A 17,835-nucleotide genomic window follows, 5' to 3' on the forward strand; every position below is an offset into this window, starting at 1 on the left:
GCGCTATCTGTACTTATTTAGCAATGAATAATTGTGTCCAATAAGTCTCCATTTCTCCACCTTCTTCATAACCGACACCAATGTGGGTTACATTCTCATCTAAAATGTTCTTTCGGTGCCCCTCACTTTTCATCCAACCATTCACGACGTCTTCTGGATCAAAAAATCCTGCCGCTATATTTTCAGCCGCCACTTTGTATTCGATCTCAAATTCATCTAACATGTCAAAAGGTGAACCATATGTTGGGGATTCGTGGCTAAAATAATTGAGTTCAGCCATGTCTGCTGACTTTTCTTGAGCGACGTCCTGTAACTCCTTGTCGATTTCCAAAGCCGGCAATCCATTCACTTCTCTTTCACGATTCGTTAACTCAACAACTTCTTCCAGCAAATCGTCTAGCTGTGATGGCGTTTTAATGGAATCTCCATCTCGCTTTTCAGGTGAACCGATCCCTGGGCGTGGGTCAATTTCTGATTCAAATCCACGTCGATTCCTTTCATTCGGACGTTCACGTTCCTTTGTTCCTAATGGATAATCCGGATTCTGGATCGAATTTGGATCACCATCATTTGCCCACCGACTTGTTCGTGGTCTCTCTTGGTCACCATCTCCATCGAAACTCACCGGGTCTGGTTCAAATTGAAAATCAATACTTTCTTCTTCTTGGCCGCAACCGACACAAAAAAGAATAATTGCAAATAAAATTACCGATAACTTTTTCACTGATATACTCCCTCCTTTAGGTGTCGTTAGTTTTTGTGTCCGTGAAAAAAATATGCCCCTGAATTGTGTCGGGCATATTATTCGTTCGGAAGTATAATGCGTTCCTATAAGACTTTTCGGATTTATTTTTTCGTCGCTCGGGGGTATAGAGCGCTTCTATAAGACTTTTCGGATTCATTTTCTCGTCGCTCGGGGGTATAGAGCGCTTTTATAGGACTTTTCGGATTTATTTTTTCGTCGCTCGGGGGTATAGAGCGCTTCTATAAGACTTTTCGGATTCATTTTCTCGTCGCTCGGGGGTATAGAGCGCTTCTATAGGACTTTCCGGCCTTAATTTTTCGTCGCTCGGGGGTATAGACGTATTCAGGGTTTTTATTTTCTTAAAAAACAAAAACCGCACAGCATAAGAATATGCCGTGCGGATGGATGACATATCTCGACACTCAAATAAGATCAAAAACTTCACGAAATGTCATCGAGTACGTGTCTCGTTACTCAAATGAGCGCGATTATATCATTAATTATAAATATTAACCTTTATAATCATTCAACATATAATAATAATGGGCCAAAGTCTCCATACCTTTATCGAAATTCTCAAGGTTTAAGTGCTCATTTGGCGCATGTAAATTCTCATCTGGTAAACCAAAGCCCATTAACACAACGGGTACGTTCAAAATCTCGTCCAACTCAGCTACGATCGGAATGGATCCACCACCACGAATGTAAGCCGTCTCAGCTTGATAAACTTTCTCATAAGCCTTTGCAGCCATCTGAATAACTGGATGATCGAATGGTGTGACGTATGGTTTTCCTTTATCAAATGGCTTAATGTCAACACTAACACCTTTTGGCTTATGTTTTTCAACGTGATTGGTCAGTAACTCAACGATCTCATCTGGATCTTGATCAGGAACTAAACGGCAGGTCACTTTAGCTGTGGCTTTATTCGGTAAAACCGTTTTGATACCTTCACCTTGGAAGCCACCATAGATTCCATTGACCTCAAGCGTTGGTCGAACCGATGTCCGCTCGACATAGCTATACCCTTCTTCTCCATCTAACTCAGAAACATTCAATTCATTTTTTAATTTTTCTTCATCAAATGGTACGGATGCAAGGGCATCTCGTTCTTCTTGCGATAATTCCGGAATTCGGTCATAAAAGCCATCGACTTGGATTCGATTATTTTCATCTCGGAAGCTGTCAACAATTTTTACTAGCGCGTGAATTGGGTTGACAACACCTCCACCATATTCACCTGAGTGCAAGTCACTTTTCGCTCCTGTGACATCGATTTGAATACCGGCAAGACCTCTTAAGCCATACGTAATTGTCGGTTTACCTCTTTCAACAAGTGCGGAGTCAGATACAACAATTAAATCCGCTTCGAGCAAATCTTTTTTCTCTTGGGCAAATTTCGGTAGGTTTGGACTGCCGACTTCTTCTTCACCTTCAATCAGTACTTTAAAATTCACAGGGGATTCGTCGGATGATTTCAAGATTGCCTCCATGACTTTCAGATGCATGAATACTTGTCCTTTGTCATCTGTAGCACCACGCGCATAAATTTTATCATCACGAATGGTTGCATCAAATGGTTCAGAATCCCATAATTCTACAGGGTCGACAGGTTGAACATCATAATGGCCATACACGAGTACGGTTGGTGCGTTCTCATTGCTTATGTACTCACCATAAACAACCGGATGACCTTCAGTAGACATAATTTCAGCATGACCAAAGTCGATGTTTTCTAATTCATTCTTCACCCATTCTGCTGCTTTTTTGACATCTTCATTATGAGATGACAAAGCACTAATACTCTGGATGGATAAAAATTCTTTTAGTTCACTTAAATGTTTTTCACGATGCTTCTTTAAATATTCAATTACTTCATTTTGCATAAAAAAACCTCCTCTAATTTCTATTATAAAGAAAACTGATATAATTTACACGAGAACAGCAAAGAATTATTTTAGTGGATAAGTTAATTACGACTGTTTTTTCAAAAAGTAGCAATTTTTTAAGTTATCATCTTTATGTTATATAACCTTCATGAAAAGGTATGAATAGAGTATAGTTTTTGATTGCTAAAAGGTGGAACAGACGATGAAACTGCAGACGAAAAATCGATTCAAGCAATTTTTCCTCATAATAATAGGTATTGCTGTGGTTTTTATTGCATTGAATTACTTACCCGTAAAACCAATTGATCAGCATCCTTTTTTTAATAACGAACAGGATGCTCCACTCGTTATTGCACACCGTGCAGGAGATCAAATCGCACCCGGCAACACAATGACTGCGATTAAAATGTCTTCTGAAATGGGTGTCGATATGATTGAAGTCGATTTGCACATTACAAAAGATGGGCAAATTGTACTTGCACATGACCCAACAGTAGACAGAACGACTGATGGCACAGGTTACGTTTCAGATTATACATTAGATGAATTTTTAGCATTGGATGCTGGGTTTCACTTTCAAAATACAGAAGGAGAATATGCATTCAAAGGTATCGGTGTTTATAAACCGACGTTACGTGAGGTTTTTGATCGCTACCCGGATATGAATTACATGCTTGAAGTCAAACACACGAACCCGGCAGATGTCCATCAAGAAATCGTTGAAGAGTTATGGGCAATTATCGAAGAGTATGAGATGCATGATCAAGTGATGGTATCATCATTCAACCAGAAAATCATCAATCGATTTGATGCGTTGGCGGATGGACAAATTGCACTTGGAACAGGACGGGAAGTCGTATTTAATTTTACGATCGCTCATAAATTCTTCTTACGTAATTTATTTCAACCGACTGGAGATGTGATCCAACTTCCACGAGCAAATAAATACTTTAATTTTTTCACAAAAGAAATGATGGAAGGTGCAAAAAGGCTTGGAATGGACGTTCATTACTGGACCATCAATGACGAATTGACGATGCGGCAAATGGTTGATGCGGGTGTTGATGGAATCATTACGGACCGGCCGGATTTGTTAATTGAAATTTTGGAAGAAAAGGGATTGCGCTAACTCCCTGAGAGGACGAATAGAATAACATACAAAAACCCCAGATTGAAAAATAATTTTCCTCAATCTGGGGTTTGTTTATTCTACACTTATTTTATGATTAACTCAATTTCACCATTTACTTTAACATCTTTACCAACTAGTACGCCACCTGTTTCAAGTGCTGCGTTCCAGCTCAATCCATAAGCCTCACGGTTGATCGTACCAGTGAAGTCGAAACCAGCAATTGTATTCCCTTGCATTGGTTCTTTTCCTTGACCATTGAAGTTTACAGTGAACGTTTCTTCGTTAGTAACACCTTTCATCGTAACGTCACCAGTAAGCTCATACGTATCTCCACTTACTTTTTTCAAGGATTTACTTACAAATTTAATCGTTGGATACGTCTCTGCATCAAAGAAATCTGCTGATTTTAAATGTTCATCACGATCTTCTTGACTCGTATCAATCGATGCTGTTTGAATTACCGCTTCAATACGTAAGTTTTCTAAGTCGTTAAGATCACCATCAACTTGAATATCAAAGTCTTTGAATTCACCTTTCGCTTTTGAAACCATCATATGTTTCACCTGAAAGTTAATGGAACTATGTGGTTGGTCTAATATAATATTTGACATATTAATTCCTCCTAAAAATTATTTAATTACTTTATGTAAGTAAGTATACTTTAGACATCTGATTGCGTCAAGTAAGTAAACTTTGTTTATTTTTTTACTTATATTTTGTATACTATAGGAAAGAGGTGATTTACATGGCAGATTCAGCCGTATGCGATAAAGTTGAAAAAGCATTAACATTGATGGGGAAACGTTGGGTCACATTAATCATTTATCAACTCCTCGAGAGTCCAAAACGTTTTTGCGAATTCGAATCCTCGATCGGCATCAGCGGTAGGGTATTATCTGAACGATTGAAAGAACTAGAAAAAGAAGGTATCGTTCAGCGCAAAGTTTATGACGAAACACCTGTACGTGTTGAATATACGTTGACAGATAAAGGAAAAGCAATGGAACCAGTCATTCGTTGCACACAAGAGTGGGCAGAAGAATGGTTATAAGTTTTATTAAAACAGCCAGTTGAATATAGCTTGGCTGTTTTTTTGTTCTTCATTTAAAGAGAATTAGTTATTGTGCATTAACCAATCATTTTCACATCCTTTTTCTTTTAAAGATTAGTCTTGGAAATAATTTTTAATATTAAAAAAGCCTTATGCAATAAAATCACATAAGGCTTAGCTTCATTCATTCTATTTTGGAAGGTCATCCTTCTCATCTTGCTTACCCCACCACTCAATATTCTTCAATCCTTTAATTCGAGAATAATGGAATTGTGGGTCGATTCCTTCTTTTTTCTGATCGATATAATCTTGTAAAATTCGAAAAGCTATTCTTCCTAGGAATAAAATAGCGATTAAGTTTACAACTGCCATTAATGCCATGAACAAATCGGCCATATTCCAAACGATTTGAACTGATGCCAAAGAACCAAACATAATCATCGCTAAAACGATTACACGATAAATATTTAAAAACACCGGGCTGTTTTTCAAAAACGCGATATTCGTTTCACCATAATAATAGTTCCCGACTAATGAACTAAAGGCAAAGAAAAAGATAATAATCGCCAAGAAAATGGACCCAAATGCTCCAATATGGGCATCAAGCGCAACTTGTGTCAATTGAATACCATCTTCTGAAGCTCCATAAAAATTATCGTAAAGGATAACGATAAAAGCTGTGAAACTACAAATGACAATTGTATCAAAAAATACAGCTAAAGATTGAACGAGACCTTGTTTTGCTGGGTGACTGACACCAACTGTCGCAGCTGCGTTAGGTGCACTACCCATACCGGCTTCGTTGGAGAATAGACCTCTACGGATTCCATACATAATTGCTGCTCCGGCACCGCCACCAAATGCTTGTTCCATACCGAATGCATCTTTGAAAATCAGTGAGAATACGGCAGGTACTTCTGTAATGTTCGTGACAACTACATACAAAGCGACAATCATATAAATCAAAGCCATGATTGGAACAATTGCTCCTGCAACGGTTGCAATCCGTTTAATTCCACCAAAAATCACTAAGCTAGCCAAACCAACAAGAACAATCCCTGTCCATATTGGATCAATATTAAATGCCTGATCAACAGCTTGCGATATCGTATTTGCTTGAACTGAGTTAAAGATTAATCCAAACGTAATAATAATCAACACTGAGAATAAGACACCCATCCATTTCTGGCCAAGTGCCATTTGCATATAATATGCTGGTCCTCCACGAAAACCATCTTTATCGGGAATTTTATACGCTTGTGCCAGCGTACTTTCAATGAATGCTGTTGCCATACCGACTAACGCAACCATCCACATCCAAAAAACAGCACCAGGACCCCCGATGGCAACTGCTAGTGCAACACCCGCCAGGTTTCCGGTTCCGACCCGTGAAGCGATCGTAATACTGAAAGCTTGGAACGCATTAATTCCTCGTCGGCCACTTTGTTCAACAGCCTCTTCAGTGATGACTTTAAACATATTGCCGAACAAGCGGAATTGGACAAATTTACTCCCTAATGTGAAGTAAATGCCAGCTCCAATAAGTAAGTAAACTAAAATATAATCCCAAAAAATAGTGTTTCCATAGCTGACAATGTCATTAAGTACATTTTCTACTGCATTCAAATCATATTCTCCTTTCTAAGCATATTCTGTAACCAGTTCCCCACTTCATACACGGACAAACCAATAAAGGTAGTTAACGAGCAATTTTTTTACATTTACTCATCTTTTAAAGCGGGGCATGTTTCTTTTACATTTGCAAACTCATTTGCTACTGAAGTAATCAAATTTTCTTTTTGGTCCTTTCTCAATTTCTTTACATAGGCTTCTTTTTTCATAGCTTCACTCTTTGTTTCCAGTTGTTCACAATAGACTAATTGGACGGGCCCTCTCGATCGAGTGTACTTCGATGCTTTACCGGCCTTATGTAATTTCAATCTATTTTCTAGATCAACTGTATAGCCTGTATATAATGAACCATCTCTACAACGAAGCATATAGACAAAAAAACTTTCCTCATTTTTCACAATGACTCACTCCAAAGAAAAACCACAACCCAAATGGCCGTGGTTAGCACTTATGCTTCTTCACTCGCTTCAACTTTTACATAAATGTGATCAAATAATTCGTCGCCAAGGTAGACGTCTAAACGCCAAACACCTTCAGTCGGTAAAGACAAAACTAAAGGCAAGTGGGCCTGTTCCTTACCAACTTGCGGTGCAGTTGTTTCCCATACCTTTTCTTCATTCTCAGTACCGGCCATGTCAACGATTGCCTTCTTTTTTTCTTCACTAGATTCATGGAAAGCTTCGATCTTCACTGGGCCATTCATTAATTCTTCCTGTTCACCCCAGAAGTAGATGACATAATGCTCATTCTCTCCTGCGACAAATGGAATATGATCAATTGCTAAACGCTCTTCTTTTCCAATTACCTCGTAATCACCTAATTCAAAAGCAGGACTTTCACTCCAACCATCTTCTGTATCCTTTTGAGAATCCTCCGATTGATCTGAGCAAGCAATTAGAGTAACGGATAGTAAGGCGAGTGTGATAAATGAAATCATTGACTTCCTCATCGCCATTGTTCCCCCTATGTAAATTGAGTCAACTATTTTACAAATATATCATAATTTCTGAGGATCAGCTATATAAGTTTTTGAAAAATTTACTTATAAAATTGTTTCATCCGTACAACCTCTATAGAATGGAACATATTTTTTTATTTTGGGAACATATATCCTGTGTTAGGGTCCATATAAAGAAAGTATGGGTGCATAAGATTGAACTATGGGCTCATTTCCACGCTAGCAGGAGGCATATATACTGCCATTGGGCCCATATCCCTTTTCTAACCATCACCCACTAAATCACTTTCCAAGGATATTTCCAAAAAACGTTAAAATCACAAAAAAACGAGCATCAAATTGCTATGCAATTCAATGCTCGACAGATTAACATTTCAATCTAAATTCTACTATTCATATAAAATTGGTGCGCCTGGTCCTAAGTCAATTCCTAATAACATCCAGACAATTAACATGATTGTCCATGAAATTAAGAAAGCTATAGAATAAGGCAGCATAACAGAAATTAATGTACCGATACCCATTTTCTTATCATATTTCTGCGCAAACGCGATAATTAACGCAAAATATGTCATCAATGGCGTAATGATATTTGTTGTAGAATCGGCAATCCGATACGCCATTTGGGTTAACTCTGGTGAGTAGCCCAATTGCATCATCATCGGAACGAAAATTGGTGCAATCATAGCCCATTTGGCTGTCGCACTTCCGATGAATAAATTGAGGAAACCAACAACAAATACAAAAGTGATAATTAGTGGAATACCACTTAAGTTAATCGTATCTAAGAATTCTGCTCCATATACCCCTAAAACAAGTCCCATATTGGACTCACTGAAGTAAGCCACAAATTGACCGGCTGTGAAAGCCAATACAATGAACATACCCATTGTCGCCATCGTATCTGTCAACTGGTCAGCGACATCTTTGTCACTTTTAATCGATTTCGTTGCAATTCCATAAAACAATCCTGGAACGAAAAATAATATTAAAATAACCGGTACTAAAGAGCTCATAAATGGAGAATCGATAATTCCGCCGTCATCTGCACGAAGAGGAGCGTTCGGGAATGCAACGAGCAAAGATAATAAGATAGCTGTAATTAAAACAGATAGACCTGCCCATTTTAATCCTTTTTTCTCCGTCTTGTTAAGTTGTTCGATTTCTCCTTGATATCCACCCTCATACTTACCTAGACGAGGTTCAACAATTTTTTCAGTTACCCACGCACCTACAAACGTCAAGAAGAACGTTGATGCAATAATAAACCACCAGTTCATTGCAATGTTCATTTGTTCTGCATAAGCAGGATCTATAATACTTGCCGCTGATGAAGTCAACTCACTCAGTAAAGCATCAAGTGATGACAAGGTTAAGTTGGCACTGAAGCCTGCTGATACACCTGCGAAAGCGGCACTAATACCTGCTAATGGGTGACGACCAAGTGCAGCAAATATGACTGCTCCCAACGGAGGTAACACGACATAACCAGCATCTACGGCGACACTGGACATAATACCTGCAAACACTAAACCTGCTGTGATCAACGAATTTGGAATCGCCATCACAAATCCACGAAGCAGCACGCTGATTAATCCTGTGCGCTCGGCAAGACCTATTCCAAGCATCGTGGCAAGGACTACACCTAATGGAGCAAATCCTATGAAGTTGTCCACCATGCTTCCAAATAAGTAACGTATTCCTTCTTTATCTAATAGGTTGGTGACTTCAACCATTTCTCCTTCTTTGCCTGGATGCTCGACGCTAATTCCTAGGCTTGAGACAACTGCAGATAGAATAACGACAATAAGTGCTAATATCGCAAAAAGCGTGATCGGATGCGGTAGCTTATTCCCCGTTTTTTCAATGCGGTCTAAAAAACGTTGAAAAAAGCTTTTTCGTTTCTCTTGTTGCATTGGTCTACTCCTCTCATTTTTTCATTCAGACCTTGTGTTTGATTGTAATACAGACATTTGGAAGTGAAAAGTAAAAACTGTTTCCATTATTTGATTAAGAATGAAAGAATTTAAATGATGGGTCAATCGTCTCTTTAATCGTTAAAACAACAAAAGAATTTACTGGAACTCTTCGTTTGTCCGTTGGTGAACCTGGATTAATCAATAATGTCTTTTGATGATAACGAAGATACGGAATGTGCGAATGACCGAATAAAACGACATCTACTTGCTCACTCTCAAATGCTTCCAAAGCTCTTTTCTCCGTCGTGCCCTTTGTACCGTCTCCATGAAAAACACCGATATGAAATCCTTTTATATTCAGGAGTAACTTTTCTGGAAAGCTCTCTACTATTTCAACTTGATCAATATTCCCTCTAACGCCTTTTACCTCAGCGAACCGACTCAATTCCTCATAGACTTCAAGTGAAGACCAATCTCCTGTATGGATAATCAAGTCAGCTCTCTCCAATTCAGATAACAGGGGTATTGGTAGTGTTTCCGCTTTCTTAGGCATGTGAGTATCACCGATTACAATGACCCTCATGGTTAGCTCCTTTCTAAAGTACATCTCTTTGACAGTAAATGAAAATTAAATGAAACAGCTTGGACATTGCCCTTAAAAAGTTTGCTTACTCACTAACAGGGGTACTGTTTATGCGACTAATCAAAAAAGGAGGATATCCGTCAATGATGTTTCAAACGATCGCTGTTTCATTAATTATCGGCTTAATCGGTGTCGTCATTATAACACGATTGCTTGGTAGAAAAGAGCTTTCCCAAGTGACACCTCTAGACTTCGTATACGCACTAATATTAGGTGGAATAATCGAAGAATCCATTTACGAAGACCAAGCTAAATTTTATCACATTATTTTTGCACTTGCACTATGGGCTTTTTTAATTTGGGCAATTGAAACTTTACTCGTTAAATATGATAAATTACGGCCGATTGTTAAAGGTCGTGCCATCACACTCATTAAAGATGGAAAGTTAAATATTAAGAATGTGGAGAAAGCAAAGTTAGAGACGGAACAACTTCGAACACTTTTACGAATGCAAGGAATTTTTTCCATTGAACAAGTTCAACACGCCATTTTAGAAACAAGTGGTTTAGTCAGTGTGATTAAGAAAGCCAGATATGACCAGGCGGATAAAGATGAACTATTAGATGATTTCGAACAAAATCACCCGAGTTATTTATTTATAGAAGAAGGAGATATCAGTAAGCGAGACCTGGAAGCTGCTGGTAAAACGAAAGATTGGTTGCTTGAGCAATTGAGGGATCAAAATATTGAGGTGAAAGATATTTACTTTGCTGAATGGCATCCAAATAACGGTTTCAACATTCAAACGTATGACAACTAACCGTTATTGACTTTCTATATCTCAAAAGATACGCTAACATTATCATTTAAATGGGAGCGTTTGTATCATGAGAGATTACCCTAAAATATTAAGAGAAAAAATCCGAAATGGTGAATTTAATCATACAACTTCCGGACATTGTGAAGATTTTGTACAAGCGAATGTTGTTATTTTACCCAAAGAATATGCATTTGACTTTTTTCTATTTGCTTATCGGAATCCAAAATCATGCCCGATCATCGACGTGTTGGAACCAGGTGAGGTGGAATCAAACCTTGCGAATGGCTCAGATATTCGGACCGATGTGCCGAAATACCGAGTTTATCATGACGGGAAAGTCGACCGAGAACTCAGTTCCATTGAATCTATTTGGAACAATGATTTGGTCACATTTTTAATTGGCTGCAGTTTTACATTTGAAAAAACATTACTTGATGCTGGAATTTCTTTAAGACATATTACAGAAGGTAAAAATGTTGCCATGTATACGACAACGATCCCTACAACGTCGGCGGGTGTGTTCCACGGACCTCTCGTCGTTTCGATGCGACCAATCAAAAAAACCTTAATTGAAAAAGCTCGCCAAATTACGGCAAACTATCCAAACATGCACGGTGCACCAGTTCATATCGGTGAACCAGATCAAATTGGAATCGAAGCAATTGACCGACCTGATTTCGGCGATGCGGTCAAAATAGAAGATGATGAAGAACCTGTCTTTTGGGCTTGTGGAGTGACACCTCAAATGGCTGCGGTAAAAGGTAAGGTGCCTTTTATGATCACACATTCTCCAGGGCATATGTTTGTTACGGATGTAACCAATGATGACTTTTTAGAAAATCGCACTTCATTATAATTATTTTTTTTCGAATAGGTATCTATATAAACGCTATCCTTGATGAAGACACTTCTAATTGGGGATAGCATCCCTTTTTGGCTCGCTATCTTTGATTAGGACGCTTCTATTCAAGGATATAGCTCATCTTTTTCGAGCGCTATCTTTGATTAGCGCTTACAAAACTAGTTAAAACCGACTGATTTAGCACACATAAAAAGCACTGACCGAAGTCAGTGCTTTTTCATTTTTAGAATTATGCCCTATCTTTATTTTCACTGTAAGGATAGGTTATCGTCCGCTCACCGAATCTTTATGATATCCCCCTTTGGCTTCGTATAAAGATTCATCTGGTACTGCTTTTTCAATCAATGGAAATAATTCTCTTTCTTCTAAACGAATATGTTCATCCAATAGGTGTCCCAATTCATTCAGTTTGTCATAGTTTTTTATAGGAAGACTTCGTAATTCTTTCACCAAGCCTCTGATCTTCGTGTGTTGATAGAGAGCTTTTTTAACCAACGCTTCATCTGGCTCCTCAGCATAAATCAAATAGATTGGAAACAGAATCATTTCTTCATCTTGAAAATGAGGCTCCCCATCTTCCTTCCAAAATTCGTTCATTTCCTCAATCAATGTTTTATAGCTTTTGGAACTTTTTTCTGTGCCAGCTCTTTTGAAATCCAAAGCAACAACTAGCGCATGATGATGATGGTGGGATAGTGGTGTCAGTGCTTCATGCCGCTTCATCCCTTACCCTCCTATGGTGCATGATTTAAGAAACTTGGATGGTCGTTACCATATCTGCATGGCCTTGACCACATGGGATACTACAACGAACCGTATATTCTCCTGCTTCTAGTTCAACCGTTTTACTTCCTTCGCCTTCTAATTCAAAGCCATCCAGTTCATCAATTGTGATTCCATGCATTCCTTCCGCATTGACCAATTCAATTGTGACGTCTCCAGCTTTTGCTTGATATTCTTCTTGATCAAAATCCCAGTTGGATGCTTCTAAAACAACTTTCTCACTTGTATCAGAAGAAGAAGATTGATCCTCGGATGCTGATGACTCATCGTCTCCTCCACCACATGCAGCCAACACGAGAATTAACCCCATTAAAATTAAAAATGAAATCCCCTTGAAACCTTTCATAAATAAACTCCTCCTTTGGTTTTTCTATCTGTCTTACTAACTACAGTATAAATCCCAAAGGAATTCAAATTGTGTTCCAAATCACGTTTTCGCAATGCTTTTTGACAATATTGTGTCTAGGTTAGTTAAATTGTTGAACAACTGATGATTGGGGTTTCTTTTGTTTTAAGTGAAATATACTCATTCGATTGGATGCCTTTATCTACTTCGCTTAAAGCAAGGGAAAAATTATGTATAATCGATTAGTTTGTCTTCATCCAGTATATGAATTTCCTTACGGCTATGATCGATAATGCCTTCTTTTTTTAACCGATTTAAAGAACGATTGACTGACTCTCTTGTTACACCAATCAAACTAGCGAAATCGGTATTGGTCATTGGCATGCGGATACGAATCGTTCCATCTTCCTGTTGCTCTCCTAGTTCTTTTGAAAATCGCAATAATGTACTAACGATACGTGAAAATACACTTTGAGAAGTAATCGACTGAATTCGGTTCTGTAACTCTAACAATTTTTTACCCATAACTTTCATCACCTTAATGGAAATTTCAGGTTTACGAAACATTAAGGCATCAAATTCTTTTATTGGGATGGAAAGCAAGGTCACTTCGGTGATTGTTACTGCTGTTGCAGGATTTGGTGTTTCATCAAAAAAGCCAACATGTGGAAACATTTCATTTGAATGCAAGAAGGAAATAATTTGTTCTTGCCCTTCTTCACTGACTTTGTATACCTTTACCAATCCTGACAAGATAAAGTAAACAGCCTTTCGTTCTTCACCTTCTATAAAAATATTCGTTCCCTTAGGAAAACTCCGCTGATTGGAAATCTCCGCCACTCCAGCTAACTCATTACTTGTCAAATCTGAAAAAATAGGAAATTGCCTAAAAAACTCAGGAGAATATACCATTAAAAAACATCCTCTCTTTCACAATCATCTACTTTCATTATATAGAAGATTGTTTTACTTTTCATTGAACGAATATGACTTTTTCATTTCGTTTTGTGACCTATCGCACAGCCAATACTGAAACGACCATTTAAACTACATAGTATATCGTTAAAATATAAGGAGGATGACAAATGGAAGGAATATTTACGCTTGAATCGAAAACTGGAAATATTGTTCTTGATTTTCCAAAATCAAGTTCCATTCTTAAAGGAAACAATATAGGATTTTGTTGTAAGAATAATCGACCAATAGGTGAGATCTCAGAAGATTTAGGATTAGATAAACATGAAATATTGCATCAATTAAACGAATTATATATCAAAAATCAACCAAACGAAGAGACTGTCAACCAATTGGATATGGATTCCGTCAATCAAATAACCTCGTATATCCTCGAACGCCATCAAGAATTTAAAAAAGACCTTGATGAAGTTGATGGTTACGTAACAAAGATTTACCGAGTGCATGGAGGAAGATTTCCTGAACTTGTAAGTATTCATAGTTTGTATCAGATGCTTAAGGAGCAACTCAGCCATGTGATGCAACGAAAAGAAAATGTGCTTCTTCCAATGAAAGAGCAACCAGATTCCAATGAGAAAGATGTCCAATTAAAACAATTACTGATCAACCTCGAGCAAGATTACAAAAATATTGAAGAATTGATTACATCTCTCCGAAAAACGACAGAAGCACTCGGTGAGCCAGAAGGCGTTTGTACAACTTTCAAGCTTACCTTTTTAAAATTGGACGAGATGTTTTTGAAGAAGTATTGTTAATCTAATTGGAGAGTAAGTATTTAATAAATAAATTAGGATAGAAAAAGGCAATCTTCATCATTTCTGAAGATTGCCCTTGTTGTATTTACAATTATTTCTCGTCGGATTCTTCGACATCTCCGACAGTGATTGATGCTTGTGGCATATTATGCTGACCTTTCGCAGTCGTATGAGCAAACATCTCATATACGCCTTCTTCTTCAAACGTGACTTCCACGGTATAGCTGCCGTCTCCATTGTTCGTCGTTTCAACGGTTTCACTATTGTCCTGATCGCCCTTTTTCCAATACTCAAAGTTCATCTCTTCCGCATCAGTGACGTCTTCTTCTCCATAAGTAACCAAGGCTTTCAGTTCTACCGTTTCCCCTACTTCGACTTGTTCAGGGATATCAACTTCCACTTCCAATGCGGTTAACTCTTCTGACTCATTCGCATCATTTGAGGAATCTGTTGTCTCCTCCTGATCACCATTTGAACAAGCTGCTAACACAAGAACGAATAATGCCAAAATTATTAAACGTTTTATTTTCATTTGTTTTTCCTCCATTTGTCATCAAAATTGCTGTTTCTTTATTCAATTTAACATAGTATTCATTATTCATTTAATAAAATCTTTGAAGAGTTTATGAATACTTTGCATAGTGTTCCGTATTGGTGTACAAATTACCTAGTTTTAAGATATCGCTTTCCGGAAATAGTATTACTGTGGGTCAAACAAGACCCAATGAGGCATAAGAATTTCATCTAAAGGAGGTTATCAACATGCCTATGGTTAAAGAAGTTATGACAGAAACCGTCATTGCAGCAGATTCAACAGACAATCTTACGGATACAGCGAAAGAGATGAAAAATCATGACATTGGAGACCTCCCAGTGTTGGAAGGTAATAAGCTAAAAGGCGTTGTTACCGATCGTGATATCGTGATTCGCGGATTGGCAGAAGGAAAGAATCCAGAGAACACGGAAGTTAATGAAATCATGACAAGCAAAGTCATTAGTGCAGCTCCTGACACGGATGTTCGCGAAGGAGTTGAGCAAATGGAAAGTCATCAAGTGAAACGCCTATTCGTCGTCGAAAATGATGAGTTAAAAGGTGTTGTCTCAATAGGTGACTTAGCCAGAAACCCTCAAACGAAAGATATTGTCGATGAAGCGCAAAGCGCAATTAAAGAAGAAAAATAAATAATAGCTATAATGCCCACCTCCATTTCAAAGGTGGGCATTTTCATGCGTTCAGTTCTGGATAAACAACAGATCCATCCTCTTCAATGATTGGCATCGCACCCCATCGGCCTAATTCATGTTCAACAAGTTCTACTTCGTTTTTGGAATTATCGATGATGTGATACACCTTCCATCCATTGGCTTGTAGCCAGTTACTGATTAATAAACGATGACAACGTGAAGGGTGCCTTTCTGAACAGAAATAAACAAGGTTATGGTTTTTCGCTGTACGTTGAAGTTCATTTACTCCCTCTAAAAAATCTTCGGTTAATGTATAATCCGCGTAGTTATGAAAAGATCGATTGTTCCACCCATCATTCAATTCTTCCTGAAATGATATTGATTTTGTTCGTCTTCCACCAAGAAGAGGAAAGTGTTGATAAGCGATTGTTGATTCTGGTAGCCACTGTTCCATCCGCTCTTTTTTAAAATGAGGAAACTTCCGACTACCCGGGAAGGCTCGGACGTCTGCGACAAAATCAATATCCGCATAGGAAAGCATTTTCAAAAAATAATCTTGGCTATGAACAGAATGACCGACTGTATAGATATTCATTCAAATTCCTCCTCTTTCGTAGCACTTCATTTACTCAGTTCCCTTCCCTCATAAGATTAATCGTCATTCATTTGGAACGGAAAGCTTTTTTATTTGAAGAATCTTCATTATAATGAGTAATGAACATGATAGAGTAAGTCAACATTGGAGGAATAGATAATGGCTTTTGTAATTACTGCCCCTTGCCAAGATGAAATGGCAGGTGAATGTGTAGAGGTCTGTCCTGTCGACTGCATTGAAAAAGGACAAGATCAATATTATATCGATCCTGAAATCTGTATCAATTGCGGTGCATGTCTTTCTGTATGCCCTGTGAGTGCAATTGTTGAAGATTTTGACATGATGCCTGATGAGGAAAAATACCTTAAAGCAGCCGAAGAATTTTTTAAACGAAGTTAAAGGACGCCGGAGGAACAGCCGTGAATTTCTTAATAAACGTCAAAAATAGTATTCAATTACCAAAGAAAGAAGCTTTATTTCGCTTAAACCGGGTTAGTATGCGAGATACAATGGTTTACGCACTGATTTTCACTTTCATTTTAGTTCTCCCTGATATTTTCCATGCATTTAAGTCTTATCAGGAAGTTGATTATTTTGGAATGCCGAGGGAATTGTACTTTATTCAACTGATTATTCTTTATCCAGCAACGATTTTTTTATTCGTCGTGATTGGATTATCGGTTTTATCTGGACTCGCTGTCATTCTACGTAACTTGTTACATAGAAAACTAGCCTACCAACAGTTGTGGAAAATGACTGCGTTTTCCTTAACAATCCCTATGATCTTCTATCTCATATTTCGTATCTTTCAAATTGAAACCGTTTGGATTAATTTACTGCCCTTGATGATCTACTTTTTCTTGATTACGAAAATGATTTTGGTATTTCCACGTGTAAAATAATGAAACTGACCACAAATATAAGTAGAGAAAATTTATTATGTAAGCACTGACTTTAGTCGGTGCTTTTTTTGTATGTGAGCTAAGGGTTAGATGTTGGAGAAATTTATCACACTTATAAGAACAGGGTTTTAGAAAGATTTCACTATTCCATTAACTCTAATGCCATCTTTTCCTTTCTTTTTGTATTTCTATCTCCTTCTCGCCACTCAAACTCTAAAATAATCTTTTTCCCTTCTTCATAATCCTCCCAAAAACCAAAATTATCAAATGATGTTTCAATGGATTGTTCAGTAGATAATTCATTTGCTTCTGTTCCTCTCATAAATTCAGTCCCACTCGTATAAGTTAAAATATCAATTGACCTAATATCCTTTTCTCCTTTATATGTGAAAATACCAGTAGTTTCTTCAAAAATATCAGAATTTCCTCGCGAATATGTCCCGGAAATTGTGGCCTCCCAATTCTCTGATTCATTTTTAAAAGTAAATTCCTTTGTGGGCTCATTTTTGGGAGCACACCCAGTTAAAAGAAAAACTATCAATGGAATTAGTAAAGAAAGCTTGAGATTCATACCATAACCTCCTAAGTATTTTATTCAATATTTAGTCCGTGTTATCCTTTTTTACATTAAAGTATTCATCGTGCAGACCTTCCCTGGTCAAATCAAGTAACATTTTCATTACATTTAGACCGCTTTTGTAA

General features: G+C 37.7%; 22 protein-coding genes. 8 read left to right on the plus strand and 14 right to left on the minus strand.

What is annotated here, in order from left to right:
* Window positions 1–13 precede the first annotated feature (13 nt).
* Window positions 14–724, minus strand: a complete 711-nt coding sequence (locus KQ486_RS14600; RefSeq protein ID WP_274237051.1) for a CAP domain-containing protein — start codon at window positions 722–724, stop codon at window positions 14–16.
* Between the two features lie 530 nt (window positions 725–1,254).
* Window positions 1,255–2,631 carry a dipeptidase gene (locus KQ486_RS06010; RefSeq protein WP_144159929.1) on the minus strand — a complete coding sequence of 459 codons (1,377 nt, stop codon included), beginning with the start codon at window positions 2,629–2,631 and terminating at the stop codon, window positions 1,255–1,257.
* Between the two features lie 205 nt (window positions 2,632–2,836).
* Here KQ486_RS06010 and KQ486_RS06015 point away from each other — a divergent pair, with 205 nt between their 5' ends.
* On the plus strand, window positions 2,837–3,763 hold the full coding sequence (locus KQ486_RS06015) for a glycerophosphodiester phosphodiesterase family protein (protein WP_216687061.1): 927 nt from the start codon (window positions 2,837–2,839) through the stop codon (window positions 3,761–3,763).
* Between the two features lie 86 nt (window positions 3,764–3,849).
* Here the strand turns inward: KQ486_RS06015 and KQ486_RS06020 are convergent, their stop codons facing one another.
* Window positions 3,850–4,377 (minus strand): YceI family protein, encoded by a 528-nt coding sequence (locus KQ486_RS06020; RefSeq protein WP_144159935.1) that lies wholly within the window; start codon window positions 4,375–4,377, stop codon window positions 3,850–3,852.
* A 134-nt stretch (window positions 4,378–4,511) separates the two neighbouring features.
* Here KQ486_RS06020 and KQ486_RS06025 point away from each other — a divergent pair, with 134 nt between their 5' ends.
* Entirely contained in the window at window positions 4,512–4,817 is a 306-nt protein-coding gene (locus KQ486_RS06025; RefSeq protein WP_144088640.1) for a winged helix-turn-helix transcriptional regulator, read from the plus strand.
* A 189-nt stretch (window positions 4,818–5,006) separates the two neighbouring features.
* Here KQ486_RS06025 and KQ486_RS06030 read toward each other — a convergent pair whose 3' ends face one another.
* The 5 genes from KQ486_RS06030 to KQ486_RS06050 form a co-directional block, all read right to left on the minus strand.
* The gene (locus KQ486_RS06030; protein WP_144159938.1) at window positions 5,007–6,443 is read right to left on the minus strand and encodes an alanine/glycine:cation symporter family protein; all 1,437 of its coding nucleotides are present in this window, start codon (window positions 6,441–6,443) and stop codon (window positions 5,007–5,009) included.
* 95 nt (window positions 6,444–6,538) lie between these two features.
* Window positions 6,539–6,847: a GIY-YIG nuclease family protein gene (locus tag KQ486_RS06035; protein ID WP_274237043.1), complete on the minus strand. Its 309-nt coding sequence runs from the start codon at window positions 6,845–6,847 to the stop codon at window positions 6,539–6,541.
* A 50-nt stretch (window positions 6,848–6,897) separates the two neighbouring features.
* Entirely contained in the window at window positions 6,898–7,386 is a 489-nt protein-coding gene (locus KQ486_RS06040; protein WP_216687062.1) for a DUF4871 domain-containing protein, read from the minus strand.
* Between the two features lie 410 nt (window positions 7,387–7,796).
* Window positions 7,797–9,323, minus strand: coding sequence for an AbgT family transporter (locus KQ486_RS06045; RefSeq protein WP_216687063.1), 1,527 nt, complete (start codon window positions 9,321–9,323; stop codon window positions 7,797–7,799).
* A gap of 94 nt (window positions 9,324–9,417) precedes the next feature.
* Window positions 9,418–9,909 (minus strand): metallophosphoesterase family protein, encoded by a 492-nt coding sequence (locus KQ486_RS06050; RefSeq protein WP_216687064.1) that lies wholly within the window; start codon window positions 9,907–9,909, stop codon window positions 9,418–9,420.
* Between the two features lie 143 nt (window positions 9,910–10,052).
* Between KQ486_RS06050 and KQ486_RS06055 the strand changes: the two genes are divergently transcribed.
* Together KQ486_RS06055 and KQ486_RS06060 are read left to right on the plus strand one after the other, a co-directional pair.
* Window positions 10,053–10,730, plus strand: a complete 678-nt coding sequence (locus tag KQ486_RS06055) for a DUF421 domain-containing protein (protein WP_216687065.1) — start codon at window positions 10,053–10,055, stop codon at window positions 10,728–10,730.
* Window positions 10,731–10,797: 67 nt separating this feature from the next.
* Window positions 10,798–11,586 carry a putative hydro-lyase gene (locus tag KQ486_RS06060; RefSeq protein ID WP_144159953.1) on the plus strand — a complete coding sequence of 263 codons (789 nt, stop codon included), beginning with the start codon at window positions 10,798–10,800 and terminating at the stop codon, window positions 11,584–11,586.
* A 270-nt stretch (window positions 11,587–11,856) separates the two neighbouring features.
* On the opposite strand, the gene KQ486_RS06065 is transcribed toward KQ486_RS06060, so the two are convergent.
* The 3 genes from KQ486_RS06065 to KQ486_RS06075 all read right to left on the minus strand — a co-directional run bounded on the left by KQ486_RS06065 (window position 11,857) and on the right by KQ486_RS06075 (window position 13,633).
* The gene (locus tag KQ486_RS06065; protein ID WP_144159956.1) at window positions 11,857–12,315 is read right to left on the minus strand and encodes a hemerythrin domain-containing protein; all 459 of its coding nucleotides are present in this window, start codon (window positions 12,313–12,315) and stop codon (window positions 11,857–11,859) included.
* 25 nt (window positions 12,316–12,340) lie between these two features.
* Window positions 12,341–12,721: a cupredoxin domain-containing protein gene (locus KQ486_RS06070; protein ID WP_144159959.1), complete on the minus strand. Its 381-nt coding sequence runs from the start codon at window positions 12,719–12,721 to the stop codon at window positions 12,341–12,343.
* Between the two features lie 228 nt (window positions 12,722–12,949).
* Window positions 12,950–13,633 carry a Crp/Fnr family transcriptional regulator gene (locus tag KQ486_RS06075; protein ID WP_216687066.1) on the minus strand — a complete coding sequence of 228 codons (684 nt, stop codon included), beginning with the start codon at window positions 13,631–13,633 and terminating at the stop codon, window positions 12,950–12,952.
* A 173-nt stretch (window positions 13,634–13,806) separates the two neighbouring features.
* On the opposite strand from KQ486_RS06075, the gene KQ486_RS06080 reads away from it, so the two are divergent.
* Entirely contained in the window at window positions 13,807–14,451 is a 645-nt protein-coding gene (locus tag KQ486_RS06080) for a DUF542 domain-containing protein (protein ID WP_144159965.1), read from the plus strand.
* 91 nt (window positions 14,452–14,542) lie between these two features.
* Here the strand turns inward: KQ486_RS06080 and KQ486_RS06085 are convergent, their stop codons facing one another.
* Window positions 14,543–14,983, minus strand: coding sequence for a FixH family protein (locus KQ486_RS06085; protein WP_144159968.1), 441 nt, complete (start codon window positions 14,981–14,983; stop codon window positions 14,543–14,545).
* 230 nt (window positions 14,984–15,213) lie between these two features.
* Here KQ486_RS06085 and KQ486_RS06090 point away from each other — a divergent pair, with 230 nt between their 5' ends.
* On the plus strand, window positions 15,214–15,633 hold the full coding sequence (locus KQ486_RS06090; RefSeq protein WP_144159971.1) for a CBS domain-containing protein: 420 nt from the start codon (window positions 15,214–15,216) through the stop codon (window positions 15,631–15,633).
* Between the two features lie 43 nt (window positions 15,634–15,676).
* On the opposite strand, the gene KQ486_RS06095 is transcribed toward KQ486_RS06090, so the two are convergent.
* Entirely contained in the window at window positions 15,677–16,231 is a 555-nt protein-coding gene (locus KQ486_RS06095; protein ID WP_216687067.1) for a DUF488 domain-containing protein, read from the minus strand.
* Window positions 16,232–16,390: 159 nt separating this feature from the next.
* Between KQ486_RS06095 and KQ486_RS06100 the strand changes: the two genes are divergently transcribed.
* Both KQ486_RS06100 and KQ486_RS14605 read left to right on the plus strand, forming a co-directional pair.
* On the plus strand, window positions 16,391–16,630 hold the full coding sequence (locus KQ486_RS06100; RefSeq protein ID WP_144159974.1) for a DUF362 domain-containing protein: 240 nt from the start codon (window positions 16,391–16,393) through the stop codon (window positions 16,628–16,630).
* 20 nt (window positions 16,631–16,650) lie between these two features.
* A complete protein-coding gene (locus KQ486_RS14605; protein WP_144159977.1) occupies window positions 16,651–17,133 on the plus strand; it encodes a DUF1189 family protein in 483 nt (160 codons plus the stop codon).
* A 142-nt stretch (window positions 17,134–17,275) separates the two neighbouring features.
* Here the strand turns inward: KQ486_RS14605 and KQ486_RS06110 are convergent, their stop codons facing one another.
* A complete protein-coding gene (locus KQ486_RS06110) occupies window positions 17,276–17,704 on the minus strand; it encodes a hypothetical protein (RefSeq protein ID WP_144159980.1) in 429 nt (142 codons plus the stop codon).
* Window positions 17,705–17,835 lie beyond the last annotated feature (131 nt).

This window comes from Allobacillus halotolerans (genome assembly GCF_018967645.1).
Lineage (GTDB): Bacteria > Bacillota > Bacilli > Bacillales > Alkalibacillaceae > Allobacillus > Allobacillus halotolerans.